The organism is Cronobacter sakazakii, assembly GCF_000982825.1.
Classification (GTDB): Bacteria; Pseudomonadota; Gammaproteobacteria; order Enterobacterales; family Enterobacteriaceae; genus Cronobacter; species Cronobacter sakazakii.
In genome coordinates this window covers 351620-370348 of sequence record NZ_CP011047.1, presented here as the reverse complement: position 1 = coordinate 370348, position 18729 = coordinate 351620, and the positions used below count along the sequence as shown (strand labels likewise).

13 protein-coding genes are annotated in these 18729 nt (G+C 58.5%); 12 read left to right on the top strand and 1 reads right to left on the bottom strand.

The features are described 5' to 3' along the window. The first annotated feature begins 162 nt into the window (after window positions 1–162). From CSK29544_RS01690 to CSK29544_RS01670, 5 genes are all read left to right on the top strand, one after another. Window positions 163–1236, top strand: coding sequence for a LacI family DNA-binding transcriptional regulator (locus CSK29544_RS01690; RefSeq protein WP_007889375.1), 1074 nt, complete (start codon window positions 163–165; stop codon window positions 1234–1236). Window positions 1237–1375: 139 nt separating this feature from the next. After that, a complete protein-coding gene (locus tag CSK29544_RS01685) occupies window positions 1376–1846 on the top strand; it encodes a MarR family winged helix-turn-helix transcriptional regulator (protein WP_007889371.1) in 471 nt (156 codons plus the stop codon). 2 nt (window positions 1847–1848) lie between these two features. Further along, a complete protein-coding gene (locus CSK29544_RS01680) occupies window positions 1849–2916 on the top strand; it encodes an HlyD family secretion protein (RefSeq protein ID WP_007889362.1) in 1068 nt (355 codons plus the stop codon). Window positions 2917–2918: 2 nt separating this feature from the next. Beyond that, window positions 2919–3989, top strand: coding sequence for a DUF2955 domain-containing protein (locus tag CSK29544_RS01675; protein ID WP_029039378.1), 1071 nt, complete (start codon window positions 2919–2921; stop codon window positions 3987–3989). A 107-nt stretch (window positions 3990–4096) separates the two neighbouring features. Continuing rightward, a complete protein-coding gene (locus CSK29544_RS01670) occupies window positions 4097–4498 on the top strand; it encodes a putative T6SS immunity periplasmic lipoprotein (RefSeq protein WP_007889350.1) in 402 nt (133 codons plus the stop codon). Here the strand turns inward: CSK29544_RS01670 and CSK29544_RS01665 are convergent. Beyond that, window positions 4480–5502 carry a LacI family DNA-binding transcriptional regulator gene (locus CSK29544_RS01665; protein ID WP_007889346.1) on the bottom strand — a complete coding sequence of 341 codons (1023 nt, stop codon included), beginning with the start codon at window positions 5500–5502 and terminating at the stop codon, window positions 4480–4482. The genes CSK29544_RS01670 and CSK29544_RS01665 overlap by 19 nt on opposite strands. Window positions 5503–5812: 310 nt before the next feature. On the opposite strand from CSK29544_RS01665, the gene ascF reads away from it, so the two are divergent. From ascF to tsr, 7 genes are all read left to right on the top strand, one after another. Beyond that, complete coding sequence (gene ascF / locus CSK29544_RS01660; RefSeq protein ID WP_007889344.1) at window positions 5813–7276, top strand: PTS cellobiose/arbutin/salicin transporter subunit IIBC; 1464 nt, start codon at window positions 5813–5815, stop codon at window positions 7274–7276. Window positions 7277–7289: 13 nt separating this feature from the next. Continuing rightward, on the top strand, window positions 7290–8720 hold the full coding sequence (locus CSK29544_RS01655; RefSeq protein WP_007889342.1) for a 6-phospho-beta-glucosidase: 1431 nt from the start codon (window positions 7290–7292) through the stop codon (window positions 8718–8720). Between the two features lie 226 nt (window positions 8721–8946). Then, entirely contained in the window at window positions 8947–10215 is a 1269-nt protein-coding gene (codB, locus tag CSK29544_RS01650) for a cytosine permease (RefSeq protein ID WP_007889341.1), read from the top strand. Window positions 10216–10248: 33 nt separating this feature from the next. Further along, window positions 10249–11484, top strand: coding sequence for a cytosine deaminase (gene codA / locus CSK29544_RS01645; protein WP_007889330.1), 1236 nt, complete (start codon window positions 10249–10251; stop codon window positions 11482–11484). Between the two features lie 668 nt (window positions 11485–12152). After that, window positions 12153–15200, top strand: coding sequence for an autotransporter serine protease (locus tag CSK29544_RS01640; RefSeq protein WP_007889324.1), 3048 nt, complete (start codon window positions 12153–12155; stop codon window positions 15198–15200). Between the two features lie 164 nt (window positions 15201–15364). Continuing rightward, window positions 15365–16564 (top strand): hypothetical protein, encoded by a 1200-nt coding sequence (locus CSK29544_RS01635; protein ID WP_029039376.1) that lies wholly within the window; start codon window positions 15365–15367, stop codon window positions 16562–16564. Between the two features lie 295 nt (window positions 16565–16859). Beyond that, entirely contained in the window at window positions 16860–18527 is a 1668-nt protein-coding gene (gene tsr, locus CSK29544_RS01630; RefSeq protein WP_007889315.1) for a methyl-accepting chemotaxis protein, read from the top strand. The last annotated feature ends 202 nt before the right edge of the window (window positions 18528–18729 follow it).

The following is an 18729-nucleotide window of genomic DNA, read 5'->3' as shown; positions in this document are numbered from 1 at the left end:
AATCAGGCATTTTTGTAACGAACGGTGATGTTTCTCACGAGTTTTATGTATTGTGAACGTAATACTTGGTTAAGCGAGCGGATAACGGGGATTTAGGCAGAAAAGGCTTTTCCGGCTGGTGCCTGTTACAATCAGCGCAGCCCATGAAAAAGGAACCGGAACATGAAGTCTAAAAGCGCCACACTGGAAGACGTCGCCCGCCATGCGGGGGTTTCCTACCAGACGGTGTCTCGTGTTTTGAATAAGTCCGCGAATGTCTCTGAAGCCACGCGCCGCAAGGTGGAAGAGGCGATCGCGCATCTGCGTTATGTGCCTAACCGGCTGGCGCAGCAGCTGGTCGGCAAGCAGAGCATGACGCTTGGCCTGGTCACCACGTCGCTTGCGCTCCATGCGCCGTCACAGGTGGCGGCGGCGGTGAAACGTTACGCAAATCTGGATGGCTACCAGGTATTGATCTCAATGATCGATGAGAACGTCAGCCAGGGGATTCAGGATTCTATCAACGAACTCAAGTCCCAGCTGGTGGATAAGGTTATCATCAACGTACCGCTGGAGACCCAGGAAGCGGAGAAAATCGCCGCCGATAACGACGACATCCTGTGCCTGTTCCTTGATGTAGACCCGTACAGCTCGGTGTTTAACGTCTCTTTTAATCCAGCGGACGGCACGCGCGCGAGCGTGAAGTATTTATACGAGCTCGGGCATCGCGATATCGCGCTGCTGGCGGGGCCGGAGCGCTCGGTGTCCGCCCGGTTGCGCCTCAAAAGCTGGCTTGAGACGCTGGAGAGCTACGGCTTAACGCCGGTGACGGTGCTGCATGGCAACTGGGACGCGCAGAGCGGTTACGCGGGCGCGCTGCAAATGTTGCGTGAAGCGCCGCATTTCACCGCCGCGCTGGTGGCGAACGACCAGATGGCGCTTGGCGTGCTGAGCGCGTTTCATCAGCAGCAGCTCTCCATTCCGGGGCAGAAATCGGTGATTGGCTATGACGACACCTACGAAAGCTCGTTTTTCTATCCGGCGCTGACCACTGTCTCGCTCGATCTCGACATGCAGGGCAAAGAGGCGGTGCGGCGGTTGCTGGAAGCGAGCGAAAGCGACGCCTCACGGCTTTCTTCCATTCTCCCGGCGCGGCTGGTGATCCGCCACTCCACCGGCCCGCGTGAAGACGACACGCCGGATATGCGCAAAATCGCCGATGAGCTGCGGCTTATCGCAAGCCGTCTCAGCCAGTAATCACGCCTGACCATCACGGGCCGCGAAGCCTATGCCGCGGCCCGCGCCTTTCGCAATCCATGCTTTTCTGCCGCCTGTTTCTTGATACTTACCCTGATAAGTATTAATTTGCCCTCCCGCTAACTGAAGGGAGCCTCCAGTGACTGAAGATGAACGGTTCGCCCGCCGTCCGATGGGCATGCGCATGGCGATGATAGTGCGTCAGTGGCGCGCCATTATTGATAGTGCGATTACCGACACCGGCCTGACGCAGTCTGGCTGGACGGTGCTGATGCAGCTCGATCAGCAGGGGGATAATCTTTCGGTCAGCGAACTGGCGCAGGTGCAGGGCATTGAACTGCCGCCGCTGATGCGCACGCTGGCGTGCCTTGAAAGTAAAGGTTTGCTGGTGCGCACTACGTCACCCTGGGACAAACGCATTCGCCTGGTTTCGCTCACCGACGACGGCCGGGCGATGCTCGCCACGCTTAACACGGTGATTGCGCGCTACCAGGCGCGCGTGTCACACAATATTCCCGCGCAGGATATGGACATCTTCAGCGACATCTTAAACCAGATCGCGCGTAATCTGCGCACGATCCGCGACGAAGACGCTAACAACGCACAATAACTATGATGACTCCGGAACAAAAATTTGCCCGCTGGGTAAGGGTGAGTATTGCCACTTTCCTGGCGATGTTCGTTTACTTCATTCTCGCCGATATCTGGATCCCGCTGACGCCGGATTCCACCGTGATGCGTGTGGTGACGCCCGTCTCCTCGCGCGTGTCGGGCTACGTGGCGGCGGTGCATGTCGCCAACAACAGCCACGTGAAAAAGGGCGATCTGCTGTTTGAGCTGGATGCCGCGCCGTTTACCAACCGCGTCGAGGCGGCGGAAATCGCGCTGCGCCAGGCGCGGCTTGCCAACGAGCAGCTGGACGCGCAGATTGTCGCCGCCAGGGCGAATCTCAACACCGCCCGCCTGACGGCCCGCAACGATAAAGTCACCTTTGATCGCTACCAGCGCCTGAGCACGATGCAAAACGTCTCGCAGCAGGATCTCGATAAGGTACGCACCACTTGGCAGACCAGCGAACAGGCGGTGGCGCAGCTGGAGGCGAAAATCAACGAACTGACCATCGAGCGCGGCGAGCGTGACGACAACCGTAACGTGACGCTACAGAAATACCGCAACGCGCTACAGGACGCGCAGCTTAATCTCGGCTGGACGCAGATCCGCGCCGAAGCCGACGGCACCGTCAGCAACCTGCAATTAAGCCCCGGCTGGTTTGCCGCCGCCGGCACGCCCGCGCTGGCGCTGGTGAGCGAGCACACCGATATCGTGGCTGATTTTCGCGAGAAGAGCCTGCGCCACACGCACGCGGGCACCGACGCGGCGGTGGTGTTCGACGCGCTGCCAGGCCAGGTGTTCCACGCGCACGTCACCAGCCACGACGCCGGGATACTGGCGGGCCAGCAGGCGGTGAATGGCCAGCTCTCGCAGCCGGAGGAGTCGAACCGCTGGGTGCGCGACGCGCGGCGTATGCGCATTCACGTGGCGCTGGACGAGCCGTTGCCTGCGACGCTGCCGACCGGCGCGCGCGCCACCGTGCAGCTCTATAACAGCGAAGGTCCGTTCGCCCGCTTCTTCTCAGGCGTACAGATCCACCTGATAAGCCTGCTGCACTATGTGTATTAACTATGTCTATTAATACACTGGCGCGGGTCTTTACCCCGCACGGCAACATCGTCTATACGGCGAATGATTTCCGCCAGACACTACGCATCATGCTGGCGGGCGTTATCGCGCTCAGCATTTCGAGTTTCTATAACACCAGCTACGGCGTCTTTTTTGTTATCTATCCGATCATGCTGCTGTCGCTGGTGCCGGTATTTAACCGCCACGTCGCGAAGCAGTTTATCTTCAGCGCCGCGCTGAACTGCGTCGAAATGGTGATTATTGTCGGTTATCTGTCGCAATGGCCGGTGATCATGACCGGCGTGGTGTTTGCGCTCTACGTCATGCGTTTTCGCTTTATGAGCAAAGGCCCGCTGTTTCTCTTCGGCTCGATGGGCGTCGTCTGCCAGAGCGTGATGCTCAACTTTATGAGCTACCCGACCAGCGACTGGCACACGCTGCTCTTTTCCAACATGGAAGCGAGCGTGATGGCCGTGGGCTTAAGCGCGCTGATGCACTATCTGTTGCCGGATGTCGAACCGCGCAAGCCGCCGCCGCTGATTGAAAAAGACGCCGCGCGGGTGCGCCATGAATATTTGCTCTCCGGCACGGTCGCGACGCTGAATTTCGTGGTGTTTCAGATGGCGGATTTAAGCGATTCGCTCTCGGCGCTGATGGCGGGCATCCTGATCCTCTTTCCCATGCACTATCGCGGCGCGGTGTTAAGTTCGCTGTGGCGCGTGGTGGGCGTGGTGATTGGCTGTCTCTATGTGCTGCTGGTGCAGCTGGTGCTCTACGATCACAGCAGCCATATGGTGCTGATGATGCCGCTTATCGCGCTCGGTTTCGCCTTCAGCGCCCGCCTGCACGTGATGGAAAAGGTCGGCGCGGGCGTCGGGTTCGCCAGTATCACCACGCTCGGCATCATGTTCGGGCAGAACCTTCACCCCGACACCGATCTGGTTTTCAGCGATCTCTACCGCATCAGCTCCGTCACCGTGTCGCTGCTTATCACGCTGACAATGGTGTTTTTAGTGCACCTGATTTTGAACCGCTTTCCCGCTACGCGTTACGTGGTGAAAAGCGAGCCGTAGGGCGTCTTGTGCAAATCTGAAAACGGTCATTTTTCGGCGCGTCGACAGGCGCGCCCGCAAGCAACGCGATACTCTCGCATACCTGGGAATGCGAAAGGAAAGGGAAGATGAAACGCCTGCTTGTCGTGATGCTAACCGGTTTACTGACGGGGTGTCCGTCCGGTGCGGACAAGATATCTCTTGAAGAGCCCGCCGCGGTAATGGCGCGCGGCGATACGGTCTGTTTGCTGGTGGCGAATCAACCTGATGAGGTCATCCGTTCGGTTGAGATATACAGCGAGAGGGGAGAGTCCTTAATGGAATCGCAGTTGCCCGAGGCGAAACGCCACGTGGCGCGCGGGCAATGTTTACCCGATTTGGGATTCAGTTACCGCCCCGGCAACCGCTATTCGGCGTACTACTATTTCCAGAGCCTTAAAGGCGGTCCGCTGCGCTTATTCGCCGCACATTTCGCGACGGCGGAGACTTTCCCGTTAAAAATCAGCGCCACTTACGAGCGGGCACAGTAAGGCCCATTCCCCACCGAATCGCGCAGGATAAGCTCTGAAACGAACAGGTTATCGCGCGAGAGATAGCCGCCGTCGAGCATCGCGATCAGGCGGTTTATCGTGTCATGCACCATATCCGTGACAGGGTCTTTCACGCTGGCGAGCGCCGGGCTTAGAAAGGGCGCGGTGGGGCTGTTGTCAAAGCCTATCAGCGACACCCGCTGCGGCACCGGAATGCCTGCGTCCGTCAGCGCTTTCAGCGCGCCGACCGCCATATCGTCGTTACTGGCGATAAGCCCGCTGAATGAGGTGCCGCTTTCCAGCAGCGTGTTTACCGCCTGCGCGCCGCTTGCGGGTGTCCATTTGCCTTCCACAATCAGCGACGCCGCAGGCGTAATGCCGTGCTGGCGCAGCGCCTCTTTGTAGCCTGCCAGACGCTCCAGCGCGGTAGGGGAATCGGGCGATCCGGTGATAAAAGCGATGTCGCGATGCCCGCGCTCCAGCAGCGCGCGGGTGGCGTTAAAGCTCGCGGTTTTATGGTCGCAGCAAACGCAGTGGCTCTGGTGTTTACGCAGCTTGCGGTTCACCACCATCACCGGCTGGCGGGTCTGGCTGATGATCTCGTCAATCTCGTCAACGCCGAGAAAACGCGGATAGAGGATGATGGCGTCGCAGCGTAAATCGAGCAGAAATTCAATCGCCTCGCGCTCTTCGCGGGCGCTGTGTTTACCGTCCACCAGAATCAACTGGCGGCCATTTTCTTCCAGCTTTTTCGCCGCGCGCGAGAGGATTTCGCTGAAGTAGCTGCCGCTGTAGAGCGTGTTGGTGACCACCATCCCGATGCACTGGGAGGTGTTGGTCGCGAGATTGCGCGCCAGCAGATTGGGGCGGTAGCCGGTCGCGTCGATAGCTTCGAACACCTGCTTGCGCGTCTCTTCGCTCACATACCCTTTGCCGGAGAGCACGCGAGACACGGTGGCCTTAGAGACGCCCGCTTTTTTGGCCACTTCCTGCATTGTCGACATGTTATCCCTCCGGCTCGGCTTAATTGCCGCACATTCTACACATTTCCCGGTAAGGCGGCAGGAGATCGCGCACGCTTACGCGCACCTGATGGCGATCCGCATCACAGATTTTAAAGCCCGATTAAATTTCAGTTGATCTGTTTTATGACCACAACCACTCTAATGTGGAACCGGTTACCTATTACATCATCCTGTCAGCGCGACGCGGCGTTTAGCGCCGTAACGCATGGCAAGTACCTGAATTTAAAATAATAAACGCGCAGGGGCGGCTCTGGTGCCACGGCGTGTGATAACGAGAGAGTTCACCATCATGTCAAAGAATTACGTAGCGCTGGCGGGCGCGGTCGTCGAGGCGATTGGCGGTGGCGGTAACGTGGCGGCGGTCACACACTGCATGACGCGCCTGCGCTTTGTACTGAACGATGACAGCGCCGTGGACGCGACGCGCCTTAAGGCCATTCCCGGCGTGCTCGGCGTGGTACGCAATGAGAACCAGTGCCAGGTCATCATCGGCAACACGGTGTCGCAGGCGTATGCCGAAGTCCTGAAACTGCTGCCGGAAGGCGCGCGGGTGGAACGCGCGCTGCCGCGCAACGACAAAATCACTCTGCGGCGCATCGGCGCGGGCATTCTCGATGCGCTAATTGGCACCATGTCGCCGCTGATCCCGGCGATTATCGGCGGTTCGATGGTCAAACTGCTGGCGATGGTGCTGGAGATGTCGGGCGTTTATGAGAAAGGCGCGCCGACGCTCACCCTTCTCAACGTGATTGGCGACGGTGCGTTTTTCTTCCTGCCGATCATGGTGGCCGCCTCGGCCGCGTTGAAATTCAAAACCAATATGTCGCTGGCGATAGCCATTGCGGGCGTGCTGGTGCACCCGAACTTCGTTGACCTGATGGCCAAAGCCGCGCAAGGGCAACCGGTGGATTTCATTGGTATTCCGGTCACAGCAGTAAAATATACCTATACCGTGATCCCGGCGCTCTGCATGACCTGGATACTCTCCTATATTGAACGCTGGGTGGACAAAATCACGCCAGCGGTGACCAAGAACTTCCTGAAACCGATGCTGATTGTGCTGATCGCCGCGCCCATCGCCATCATGCTGATTGGCCCGATTGGTATCTGGATTGGCAGCGGCATTTCGTCGGTGGTGTACACCATCCACAGCTATCTGGGCTGGCTGTCGGTAGCGATTATGGGCGCGCTCTGGCCGCTGTTAGTCATTACCGGAATGCACCGCGTGTTTACGCCAACCATCATCCAGACCATCGCCGAAACCGGCAAAGAGGGCATGGTGATGCCGTCGGAGATCGGGGCCAACCTGTCGCTCGGCGGGTCGTCGCTGGCGGTCGCGTGGCGCACCCGCAACCCGGAACTGCGCCAGACGGCGCTGGCCGCGGCGGCATCCGCGATTGTGGCAGGCATTTCAGAGCCTGCGCTGTACGGCGTGGCGGTGCGGCTGAAGCGCCCGCTGGTGGCGAGCCTGATTAGCGGCTTCGTCTGCGGCGCGGTGGCGGGCCTGGCCGGGCTTGCGAGCCACTCGATGGCCGCGCCGGGGCTGTTTACCAGCGTGCAGTTTTTCGATCCGGCCAACCCGATGACGATTGTCTGGGTCTTTGGGGTGATGGCGCTGGCGGTGGTGCTGTCGTTTATCCTGACGCTGGTGCTGGGCTTTGAGGATATTCCCGTCGAAACGCCCGAACCCGCCCGCGATAACCCGCAGCCTGCGGCTTTCACCGCGCAGGCGCCCGCAGTAAAACCGAATTAATCAGAGGACACGTATGGATAACAACACTTTTCCAGAAGGATTTTTATGGGGCGGCGCGATTGCGGCAAACCAGGCGGAAGGCGCGTGGCGCGAGGGCGGCAAAGGGCCAGCCACGGTCGATATGCTGCCGCACGGCCCGAATCGTCTGGCGGTAAAGCTTGGGCTCGATAAGCGCACCGGCTGGCGCGACGATGAATTTTACCCAAGCCACGAGGCTATCGATTTTTATCACCGCTATAAAGAAGATATCGCGCTGATGGCCGAGATGGGCTTTACGGTGTTTCGCACGTCGATCGCCTGGAGCCGCCTCTACCCGAACGGCGATGAGCTCACGCCGAACGAAGAGGGCATCGCGTTTTACCGCGCGCTGTTCAGCGAGTGCAAAAAATACAACATCGAGCCGCTGGTGACGTTGTGCCACTTCGACGTGCCGATGCACCTGGTGACCGAATATGGCTCGTGGCGCAGCCGTAAAATGGTGGAGTTTTTCACCCGCTACGCGCGCACCTGTTTTGAAGCGTTCGACGGGCTGGTGAAATACTGGCTCACGTTCAACGAAATCAACATTCTGCTGCACAGCCCGTTCTCCGGCGCGGGCCTGGCGTTTGAGCCGGGCGAAAACCATGAGCAGGTGAAATACCAGGCCGCGCACCACGAGCTTATCGCCAGCGCTATCGCCACCCGTATCGCGCATGAAGTGAACCCGCAAAACCAGGTGGGCTGTATGCTGGCGGGCGGTAACTTCTACCCTTACTCCTGCAAGCCGGAAGATGTCTGGGCGGCGCTGGAGAAAGACCGCGAAAACCTGTTTTTCATCGACGTGCAGGCGCGTGGGGCATACCCGGCCTATACGCAGCGCCTGTTCCGTGAAAAAGGCATCGTGATTGAAAAAGCGCCGGAAGATGATGAGATCCTTAAAGATACCGTCGATTTCGTCTCTTTTAGCTACTACGCCTCGCGCTGCGCCTCGGCGGACATGAACAGCCAGGTGACGAGTGCGGCGAACATCGTGAAATCGCTCAAAAACCCGTATATCGAGGCGAGCGAATGGGGCTGGGGAATCGATCCTCTCGGGCTGCGCATCACCATGAACATGATGTATGACCGCTACCAGAAACCGCTGTTCCTGGTGGAGAACGGCCTCGGCGCGAAAGACGCGTTTAATGAAAACGGCGAAATCGAAGATGACTACCGCATCAGTTATCTGCGCGAGCATATCCGCGCGATGCGCGAAGCCATCGAAGACGGCATTCCGGTGATGGGTTACACCACCTGGGGTTGCATCGATCTGGTGTCGGCCTCCACCGGCGAGATGAGCAAGCGCTACGGCTTCGTCTGGGTGGATCGCGACGACCAGGGTCGCGGCACGCTGGAGCGTAAGCGTAAGAAATCGTTCTGGTGGTATAAAAAAGTGATCGCCAGCAACGGCGCCGATCTCGACTGATCCCCGCAATCCGTTATAACGCGCGCCGCCGTTCAGGGCGGCGCGCGTCTGTTTTCGCTCCCGCACGACTTCCCGCCAACAGTGCAAACCGCGCCGCGTTGCACAATCGCAGGGCGTTATTTCTCTGCTGATGCCGGATATATCCGTCATTTCGCCCGCCGATTCCTGGCACATAACTTGCTGAATCTGTGTCCACCCGCGTTTTATCTTTCGCAGAGGAGCCGTTATGTCAGCCAACACCGAATTCCCGTTAAGCGAGGCACCCGCCGCCGGGCGCAAAGGCCTGCTCTCCATTTCTATGGTGCTGTTCAGCTTTACCTTTTTCACCGGCACGATGTTCGCAGGCGGCAAGCTCGGCGTCGCGTTTCCGATTGTCGAGATGCTCTGGATAGCCACTATCGGCAACCTGTTGCTGGCGCTCTATGCGGCGGCGCTTGCCTGGATAGCCGCCCGCAGCGGGCTTAACACGGTGCTGATGGGCCGCTTCTGTTTTGGTGAGAAGGGCAGCAAGCTCTCCGATTTCCTGCTCGGCTTCGCGGAGCTGGGCTGGTACGCGTGGGGCACCGCCACGGTCGCCATCACGCTCGTTAAATTACTGGCGCTGCCGGAATGGCTCACCACGCCGCTGATGGTGTTCTTCGGCCTCGCGTTTTGCGTCACGGCGCTGGTGGGCTATCGCGGGCTGGATCTGCTCTCGCGCGTTTCGGTGCCGCTGATGTTTATTCTGCTGGTGGCCTCAATGTGGATTGCGACCCGCCACGCGGGCGGCTGGCAGGCGATGCAGCGCATTGAACCCACCGAAACCCTGGGCTGGTCTGCGGCTATCACCATGGTGTTCGGCACGTTTGCGAGCGGCGCGACCCAGGCCACCAACTGGACGCGCATGGCGCGCAGCAGCGGCACCGCCATTACCGGCAGCCTGATTAGCTTTCTCATCGGCAACGGGTTGATGGTGGTGGCCGGGGCGTGGTGCGCGGTGGTCTATCAGCAGGCGGATATCGTGGCGGTCATGACGCTGCAGGGGCTGTCGGTGGCGGCGGTTATCATGTTGTGTCTGAATCTGTGGACCATTCAGGGGCCGACGATTTATAACGTTTCTGCTGCCGCCTGCCATTTACTGCGCAGCGAGCGTCGCCGCACGCTCACCGTCGCGAGCGCGGGCATCGGCATTTTGCTGGCTATCGGCGGGATGTATGAGCTGCTGATCCCGTTTCTGGTGCTGCTCGGCAGCATTATTCCGCCGGTCGGCGGGGTGATTATCGCCGACTATGTGTTTCACCGCCGCGGGCGTTACCCGGCGCTCAGCGAGGCCCGCCTGCCGCGCTTTAACTATGCCGGGCTTGCCGCTTATTCGCTCGGCGCGCTGACCGCGTACTTTTCACCGTGGGTGGCCCCGCTGGTGGGCATCGCGGTGTCGGCGGCGAGCTATCTTCTGTTTGTGCGCCTGGCGCGCGGGCGGGAACAGCGTCGCGCGCTGGCACAGCCGCAGCCGTGAGCCACACTCACCGTCTTACTCAAAGGAGCCGTTATGAATATCGTTAATGCCCGTTTACGCCGCCGCGAAGGCTGGTTCACGCTCGTGCTGGATGACGGGATCATTAAAGCCATTACGCCGCAGGCGGCGATGCTGGCACCTCATGAAGGCGACCTGGACGCGCAGGGCGGGCTGGTTATTCCGCCGCTGGTGGAGCCGCATATTCATCTGGACGCCACCCTGACGGCGGGCGAGCCTGCGTGGAACATGAGCGGCACGCTGTTTGAAGGCATTGAGCGCTGGGGCCAGCGCAAAGCCACCATCACCCATGAGGATACCAAACGCCGCGCGCACGCGACCATCGGCATGCTGCGCGACCACGGCATTCAGCACGTGCGCACCCATGTGGATGTGACCGACCCGACGCTCGCCGCGCTGAAAGCGATGCTGGAAGTGAAAGACGAGGCGCGCCATCTTATCGATCTGCAAATCGTCGCGTTCCCGCAGGAGGGCATTGAGTCCTTCCCGCAGGGCAGGGCGCTGATGGAGCAGGCGGTGGAGATGGGCGCGGATGTGGTCGGCGGCATTCCGCATTTTGAGAACACCCGCGAGCAGGGCGTCAGCTCGGTGAAATTCCTGATGGAGCTGGCCGAGCGCACCGGCTGCCTTGTGGACGTGCATTGCGATGAAACCGACGACGCGCAGTCGCGCTTTCTGGAAGTGCTGGCGGAGGAGACGCGCGTGCGCGGCATGGGCGCGCGGGTGACGGCGAGCCACACGGTGGCGATGGGCTCTTATGATAACGCCTACTGCTCAAAGCTGTTCCGTCTGCTCAAACGCGCTGGCTTAAGCTTCGTCTCCTGCCCGACGGAAAGCATTCATCTGCAGGGGCGTTTCGATACCTGGCCGAAGCGTCGCGGCGTGACGCGCGTGGCGGAGCTGGATCGCGCTGGCCTGAACGTCTGCTTCGGGCAGGATTCGATTAAAGATCCGTGGTATCCGCTTGGCAACGGCAACATTCTGCGCGTGCTCGACGCCGGGCTGCATATCTGTCACATGATGGGCTATGAGGATCTCAAGCGCAGCCTGGATTTTGTCACCGATAACAGCGCGCGTGCCATGAACCTCGGCGATAACTACGGGCTAAATGAAGGGCGTCCGGCGAATCTGGTGGTGCTCGACGCGCCGGATGATTACGAAGTGGTGCGTCGCCAGGCGAAGGCGCGTTATTCCGTGCGCCACGGCAAGGTGATTCTGCGCCGGGAGCCGGAAACGCTGCATTATGCGTAAAAGGATCTCTGCCCGGCAGTGCCGGTCACGATCTCTTCATTTCATTAGCGCCTGCGGGCGCTTTTTTATTGCTTACGGCTGGCATTAATATGAATAAATACAAGGTGGTTATTTTTCACTCTTTTTTAAGAAACATCCTAAAACGCTGAAAATGCGCCATAGGCTTTTTTGATTTTTATTTATGCATAATTAAGAAATGCGTCGTAAATATTATGTCTGGTAGTTTTAGGTGTTTATATTTTCATCAAAATACTATTTATCTGCTTATAGTTCATTTCTGGTAATCGGTTAATTTTACATGGGTTTCTGGAAACCCGAGAAATAAGCGAAGCGGCAAAACTTGCCGATATTTGGTAAGTTGATGCGCATCGCGCTTTTTTAACGGTCTGAAACCACAAAACCGATAGAAAAATAGTATGACGTAGCTCACCTTTTTAAATTTTGACCCTCTTTATTGGCACTGGCGCAAATAAATAAATTCTGCTTAACATTGATATTCGCAGCGGCCGCCGTGGCCGCGCGCAATACCTATGACAATAAGGGCTGGCGCGTCTGGCCCCTTGCAAACTCACAATCAATGGACGGTCTCTGGGATGATTAACAGAAGCAGAGCAGCAGAACCTGTTCAGGCGGGATATTCGCCTGTGCGGGGCGGGCGTCGTATTCGCATGAGCGCGGTGGCGATAGCGTTAGGTCTGGCCGGTATCGGGCAGGCGGCGGCGAGTAATTATATTGAGCAGGGCAAAGCGGGCGATGCCGCCAGCTGGCGCAGCAGCGAATTTAATGCGGAGTGGGGGCTTGGCGCTATTCACGCCGATGAAGCCTACGCGGCGGGATATACCGGTAAAGGCATTAAGCTCGGTATTTTCGATCAGCCGGTTTATGCAAAGCACCCGGAATTCTCCGGCACCGATAAAGTCATTAACCTCGTCACCGAAGGGATCCGCGAATATACCGACCCGTATATTCCGGTGAAAAAAGGCGACCCTTTCCGCTATGACGGTACGCCGTCTGTGGATTCCGATGGCGAGCTGGGCGCACACGGCACGCACGTTGGCGGTATTGCGGCGGGCAGCCGCGATGGCGGGCCGATGCACGGCGTGGCGTTTAACGCCCAAATTATCAGCGCTGAAAACGGCGACCCTGGCCCGGAAGACGGGATTATTCTCGGCAACGACGGCGCGGTGTATGAGGCGGGCTGGCATGCGCTGATGGACAGCGGCGCGCGCATTATTAACAACAGCTGGGGCATCGGCATCACCGAGAAATTCGATCAGGGCGGGAAAGATCCGGCCTATCCGCACTTCACCGTGTCTGACGCCCAGGCGCAGTTCGATCAGATCAAACAGATCCTCGGCACCAAACCGGGCGGCGCGTATCAGGGCGCTATCGACGCGGCCCGCAGCGGCATCGTCACCATTTTCGCCGCCGGTAACGACTACAACCTCAACAACCCGGACGCGATGGCGGGCCTCGCTTACTTTGTGCCGGATATCGCGCCGAACTGGCTCTCTGTCGCGAGCGTGATGAAAGATCCGGCCTCTGCCAACAGCGTGCCGTACACCATCAGTACGTTCTCCTCCCGCTGTGGCTACACCGCAAGTTTCTGCGTTTCGGCACCGGGCAGCCGGATTTACAGCTCGGTGATTGAGGGCAACAGCCTGGAGACGCTGACCACCGATTACGCCAACTACAGCGGCACCTCCATGGCCGCCCCGCACGTGGCGGGCAGCGTGGCGGTGCTGATGGAGCGCTTCCCGTACATGACGGGCGAGCAGATAGCCCAGGTGCTGAAAACCACGACCGTGGATATGGGCGATCCGGGCATCGATGCGCTTTACGGCTGGGGGATGATCGATCTCAGCAAGGCGATCCACGGGCCGGGCATGTTCTACACCGTGGAAGATATTCCTGAAGAATTCCGCGTGCCGGACCCGGATGGCGTTGCCTACGGATCCTCGCAATTTATCGCCGATATTCCGGGCATTGGCGAGGAAGTCGAAGCAGGTACCAAACTGGCGCGCACCTGCAGCGATATTCAGTGCGCGATGGATGTCTGGTCGAACGATATCTCCGGCCACGGCGGCCTGACCAAACAGGGCGCGGGCGCGCTGTGGCTCACCGGCACCAGCACCTATTCCGGCCCGACGCTGGTCAACGACGGCCTGCTGGTGGTTAACGGCTCCGTAACCTCTGACGTCACCGTGCAGCAGCAGGGCGTGCTGGCGGGTAACGGTACGGTCGGCTCGCTGACGGCGGCGCGCGGCGGTACGGTTGCACCGGGTAACTCCATCGGCACGCTGAATGTGAATGGCGACGTGACGTTCCAGCCAGGCTCGCGCTACGCGGTGGAAGTGTCGCCGGACGGGCGCAGCGATGTGATTAACGCCACGGGCGCAATTGCGCTGAACGGCGGTGAAGTCGCGGTATCGCTTGAGAACAGTAGCAATCTGCTAAGCCAGGCGGAAGTGCGCAGCCTGCTCGGCCAGCAGTACAACATCCTGTCGGCGGCGGACGGCATTACCGGCCAGTTCGACAGCGTGGCGCCGGATTATCTGTTCCTCGGTACTTCGCTTGGCTATACGGGTGGCCAGGTGACGCTGGATGTGGCGCGTAACGACACCACGTTCGCGAGCATCGCGGATACCGCCAATGGCCGTGCGGTCGCTGGCGCGCTGGAAACGCTCGGCGCGGGCAACCCGCTGTATGAGAGCCTGCTTTCGACCGGTTCGGTAGCGCAGGCGCGTCAGGCGTTCCGCCAGCTGGGCGGGCAGATCCACGCGGATATCGCCTCGGCGCAGATCAACGACAGCCGCTACCTGCGCGATACGCTGAACGAGCGTCTGCGTCAGGCAGAAGGGCTGACCAGCGTTTCGCCAGTGGCTGCCGATGATGGCGGCGCGTGGGCGAAGCTGTTAGGCGCATGGGATCACGCCTCTGGCGATCAAAACGCGACGGGCTATCAGGCCTCGACCTACGGCGTGCTGCTGGGGCTCGATTCCGCTTATGCCGACGACTGGCGCATGGGCGTGGCGACCGGCTACACCCGCACGTCGCTTGACGGTGGTTATGGCTCCAGTGCGGACAGCGACAACTACCATCTGGCGGTCTACGGCGGCAAACAGCTCGGCGAGCTGGCGCTGCGTGCAGGCGCGGGCTACACCTGGCACCGTTTTGACACCAGCCGTTCCGTCCGCTTTGGTTCGCAGTCTGACCGAGCTGATGCGAAATATAACGCGCGTACCGAGCAGTTCTTCGCCGAAGCGGGTTATCAGCTGGCGGCGGGGATGGTGAACGTCGAGCCGTTTGCGAATGTCTCTTACGTGAACTTTGAGAACAACCGCATTAACGAGCAGGGCGGTGCGACGGCGCTGCATGGCGACAAGCAGCATACCGACGCCACGTTCTCCACGCTGGGTCTGCGCTCCGGGCTTGAGTGGGACGCTACCGCGGAAACGACCGTGGCGCTGCGCGGCGAAGTGGGCTGGCAGCATCAGTATGGCGAGCTCGATCGCGCCACCGGCCTGAAATTCCGGGGCAGCAGCACGCCGTTTGTCACCAACAGCGTGTCAGCCTCACGCGACGGCACGGTGCTGAAAGCGAGCGCGGAAGTCGCGGTGAACCGCAACGCGCATCTGTCGCTCGGCTACAGCGGGCTGATTTCCGATAACTATCAGGACAACAGCGTCAACGCGGGCTTTAGCTGGAATTTCTGATAACCCGGCATCGCGTGTAGTCATTTTGCAGTCATAAATAAAGGCGCCTGCCTGGGCGCCTTTACTGTTTAAGACATGCACAATGATAAATCACTATGCACATGCATGACGATGTTTTCCGGTATATTGCCTGCTAACGATACGGTTAGTGAAGGAACGCAGAGATGAGCACGGAGAGTGACAAGTTAAAATCACTGGCAAAGCGAGTCGGGAAATATTTCGTCGCGTTATTACCTTATTCAACCCTGTTATCTGGTGCGATTATCTGGAGTTATCTGACGAGTATTGGACGGCTCGATCTTCTGATGGGGGCGTTTTCTTTTAATATCGGTCTGGTCTCGCTTCTGATCTCCGCTGCCGTGTTTTCACTGGCGACGGCACTTACGCTGGTGCTGCCCAGTGCGATTTTACTGGCACACCGCGAAATTAATCCTGGCGATCCTGAGCGTTATTTTAATAAAGGATTGCCGTGGATCTGCTTTTCTGTCTCGTTTTTTTATCTGACGCTTGTCTTTCTGCCGCACACAACGCTTGTGAAAAAACTGACGGGGGACTATGTCTTTAGCGTTGAAAAAATACTGCTCATTACTGCCCTCTTCGCAACCTTACTGGTTATCTGTTTTAACTTCGGTTTTCTTCTTCGCCCCCTGAAACCTGGCAAATGGCAACGAGTATGGCTGGTTTTAATGTGGACGGGAGTCTTGATCGCCAATACGTTTTTTATCCTGTTACCAGGATTATCCATATCGATACCTGCGGGCTTTCTTATTCACTCCAGCCGCGGTGAAGGTTCATGGGCTGTGGTATTCGCATGGGTGTTTATCAGCCTGTTCTCCTTACTGGCATTTTTGCCTGCTATCGTGCATTACTCGCAAAAAAGTGACGCTCAAAATAACAGCGGGGCTATTAAAAACTTTTTTGTGACGGCCTTTATTGCCGTCGTCTTTATCGTTCTGCTTTTTCCGACCCTCTGGAGTACGCTTGTTTTTGGCTCGCTGGTCTCGATTGGTCTGGTTGATACGCAGCCGCATTACTACCGGGTCGATGACGAAAAATTCTCACCAGCGCTGTTTCCGCAAACCGTCTGGCAGACGCAGGAAATGCCGGGCCGCGATGAAAAAGCCTTTTTTATCCGCGGCGTAAATCTGTTTTCCACCGGCAGTGTCAATCTCATCTGCCCGGCTTATATTGTCAAACTGCGCGCGCAGGCCACGGCACGCGACTACGCGAATTTCATCCCCGGCAATAACGAAGCCTCGGTACGCTATTTCCGCCAGATGATGAAAGGCTGTGTCGTCTTTGAAACGGGCGAGATCCGCCGGTGGGATACGCTGTTTGACGCGAATGGCGCGATTAAAAAATAAATGCCTTTGAGGGAAAGCAGGGAACGTCTCTGTTTTTCTCTCTTCTCCCACTTTCGAGCAAACCGCTAACGTTTTGCGCTTAGGCATTATTTTGTCATGCTGAAATCAGAAATGAAGCGGCGCTCAATTTGTATTCCTGACAGTCACAATATGAGCTGCGTCACACACTGCGTATTTATGGCGATTTCCCCACCAAAGTTAGTACAAAAATCGGACCTGAGCGGGGCTTATCCTTATAAAGTTTTTGGGTTTAATGCCGAAACTCTCTCCATCTGTCGTATCGGGAAGAGAAACCATGTTAAACCGCATCAAAGTTGTAACCAGTTTGCTGTTTGTTCTGGCCCTGTTTGGTCTGTTGCAAATGGCTTCCGGTGGCCTGTTCTTTAATGCCATCAAAAGTGACAAGGAAAATTTCACCGTTCTGCAAACCATCCGTCAGCAGCAGTCCACGCTGAACGGCAGCTGGGTTGCCCTGATTCAGACCCGTAACACCTTAAACCGCGCCGGTATCCGTCACATGATGGATGCGAACAACATCGGCAGCGGCGCGACGGTGCAGGAGCTGATGCAAATCGCCAGCAGCTCGCTGAAACAGGCGGAAACGCACTGGGCGGAATATCAGGCGCTGCCGCGTGACCCGCGCCAGAGCGAAGAGTACGCGCAGGAAATTAAGCGTAACTACGACATCTACCACGGTGCGCTGGCGGAGCTGATTCAGCTGCTCGCGGCCGGGAAAATCAACGAATTCTTCGACCAGCCGACCCAGAAATATCAGGACGGTTTCGAGAAAGCCTATACCGATTACATGGCGCAGAATGACCGCCTGTATGACATCGCCGTGGAAGGCAGCAACAGCTCCTACAGCATGGCTATCTGGATCCTGATTGGCGTGCTGGCCGTGGTGCTGGGCGTGATTGTTTGCGTCTGGTTCGGTATCCAGAACACCCTTATCACCCCGCTGAACCGCATTATTGAGAGCATTCGCCATATCGCGAGCGGCGACCTGGCGCGTCAGATTGACGTCGACGGCACGAACGAAATGGGCCAGCTGGCCGCCAGCATTAAACATATGCAGGGCGAACTGGTGCGTACCGTGGGTGAAGTCCGTAACGGTGCCGATGCCATTTACAGCGGCGCGAGCGAAATCTCCGCCGGTAACAACGATCTCTCTTCCCGTACCGAAGAGCAGGCCGCATCTCTTGAAGAGACCGCCGCCAGCATGGAAGAGCTGACCGCCACCGTGAAACAGAACGCCGAAAACGCCCGTCAGGCGAGCCAGCTTGCGCTGAGCGCGTCGGAAACCGCCCAGAAAGGCGGCAAAGTGGTGGATAACGTAGTGCAGACGATGCGCGACATCGCCGGCAGCTCCCAGAAAATCGCCGATATCACAAGCGTGATTGACGGCATCGCCTTCCAGACCAACATCCTGGCGCTGAACGCCGCGGTAGAAGCCGCGCGTGCGGGCGAACAGGGCCGCGGCTTCGCCGTGGTGGCCGGTGAAGTGCGTAACCTGGCGCAGCGTAGCGCCCAGGCCGCGAAAGAGATCAAAGGCCTTATCGAAGACTCCGTCAGCAAAGTGGACGTGGGCTCGACGCTGGTAGAAAGCGCCGGTGAAACCATGGGCGAAATTGTCAGCGCGGTGACCCGCGTGACCGACATCATGGGCGAAATCGCCTCGGCCTCTGACGAGCAGAGCCGCGGTATCGACCAGGTGGGCCTGGCCGTCGCTGAGATGGACCGCGTGACCCAGCAGAACGCCTCGCTGGTGGAGCAATCCGCCGCTGCCGCCGCCGCGCTTGAAGAGCAGGCGAGCCGCCTGACGCAGTCCGTCGCCGTGTTCCGCATCAGCCAGAGCGCGCAGGACAAGCCGCGTAGCGTAAGCCCGGTACAGGCAAGCGTCGCGCCGGTCGTCACCGCAAAGCCGGTGGTGGCCCAGGGCAGCGATAACTGGGAAACGTTCTAAGCGGTTCGTTTTCACCTGAAAAGCCCCCGTCGCTCACGCGGCGGGGGCTTTTTTATGGTCAGCGTTCACCCCCCGAACAGGCGGCTGAAAACCGTCACCCGCGCTGATGCATTTATATTAAGAATCGGTTAACGGCTTCTATAATTTATCTGTCAGTAAAATAACCAAACCGGGGCGTCTTTCTTACGCAGGCACGCCATAT

What these genes read in the sequence shown, in the direction of transcription:
- CSK29544_RS01690 (WP_007889375.1), top strand. Translation starts at nt 163, where the DNA reads ATGAAGTCTAAAAGCGCCACACTGGAAGACGTCGCCCGCCATGCGGGG.
- CSK29544_RS01680 (WP_007889362.1), top strand. Translation starts at nt 1,849, where the DNA reads ATGATGACTCCGGAACAAAAATTTGCCCGCTGGGTAAGGGTGAGTATT.
- CSK29544_RS01675 (WP_029039378.1), top strand. Translation starts at nt 2,919, where the DNA reads ATGTCTATTAATACACTGGCGCGGGTCTTTACCCCGCACGGCAACATC.
- CSK29544_RS01670 (WP_007889350.1), top strand. Translation starts at nt 4,097, where the DNA reads ATGAAACGCCTGCTTGTCGTGATGCTAACCGGTTTACTGACGGGGTGT.
- CSK29544_RS01665 (WP_007889346.1), bottom strand. Translation starts at nt 5,502, where the DNA reads ATGTCGACAATGCAGGAAGTGGCCAAAAAAGCGGGCGTCTCTAAGGCC.
- ascF (WP_007889344.1), top strand. Translation starts at nt 5,813, where the DNA reads ATGTCAAAGAATTACGTAGCGCTGGCGGGCGCGGTCGTCGAGGCGATT.
- CSK29544_RS01655 (WP_007889342.1), top strand. Translation starts at nt 7,290, where the DNA reads ATGGATAACAACACTTTTCCAGAAGGATTTTTATGGGGCGGCGCGATT.
- codB (WP_007889341.1), top strand. Translation starts at nt 8,947, where the DNA reads ATGTCAGCCAACACCGAATTCCCGTTAAGCGAGGCACCCGCCGCCGGG.
- codA (WP_007889330.1), top strand. Translation starts at nt 10,249, where the DNA reads ATGAATATCGTTAATGCCCGTTTACGCCGCCGCGAAGGCTGGTTCACG.
- CSK29544_RS01640 (WP_007889324.1), top strand. Translation starts at nt 12,153, where the DNA reads ATGAGCGCGGTGGCGATAGCGTTAGGTCTGGCCGGTATCGGGCAGGCG.
- CSK29544_RS01635 (WP_029039376.1), top strand. Translation starts at nt 15,365, where the DNA reads ATGAGCACGGAGAGTGACAAGTTAAAATCACTGGCAAAGCGAGTCGGG.
- tsr (WP_007889315.1), top strand. Translation starts at nt 16,860, where the DNA reads ATGTTAAACCGCATCAAAGTTGTAACCAGTTTGCTGTTTGTTCTGGCC.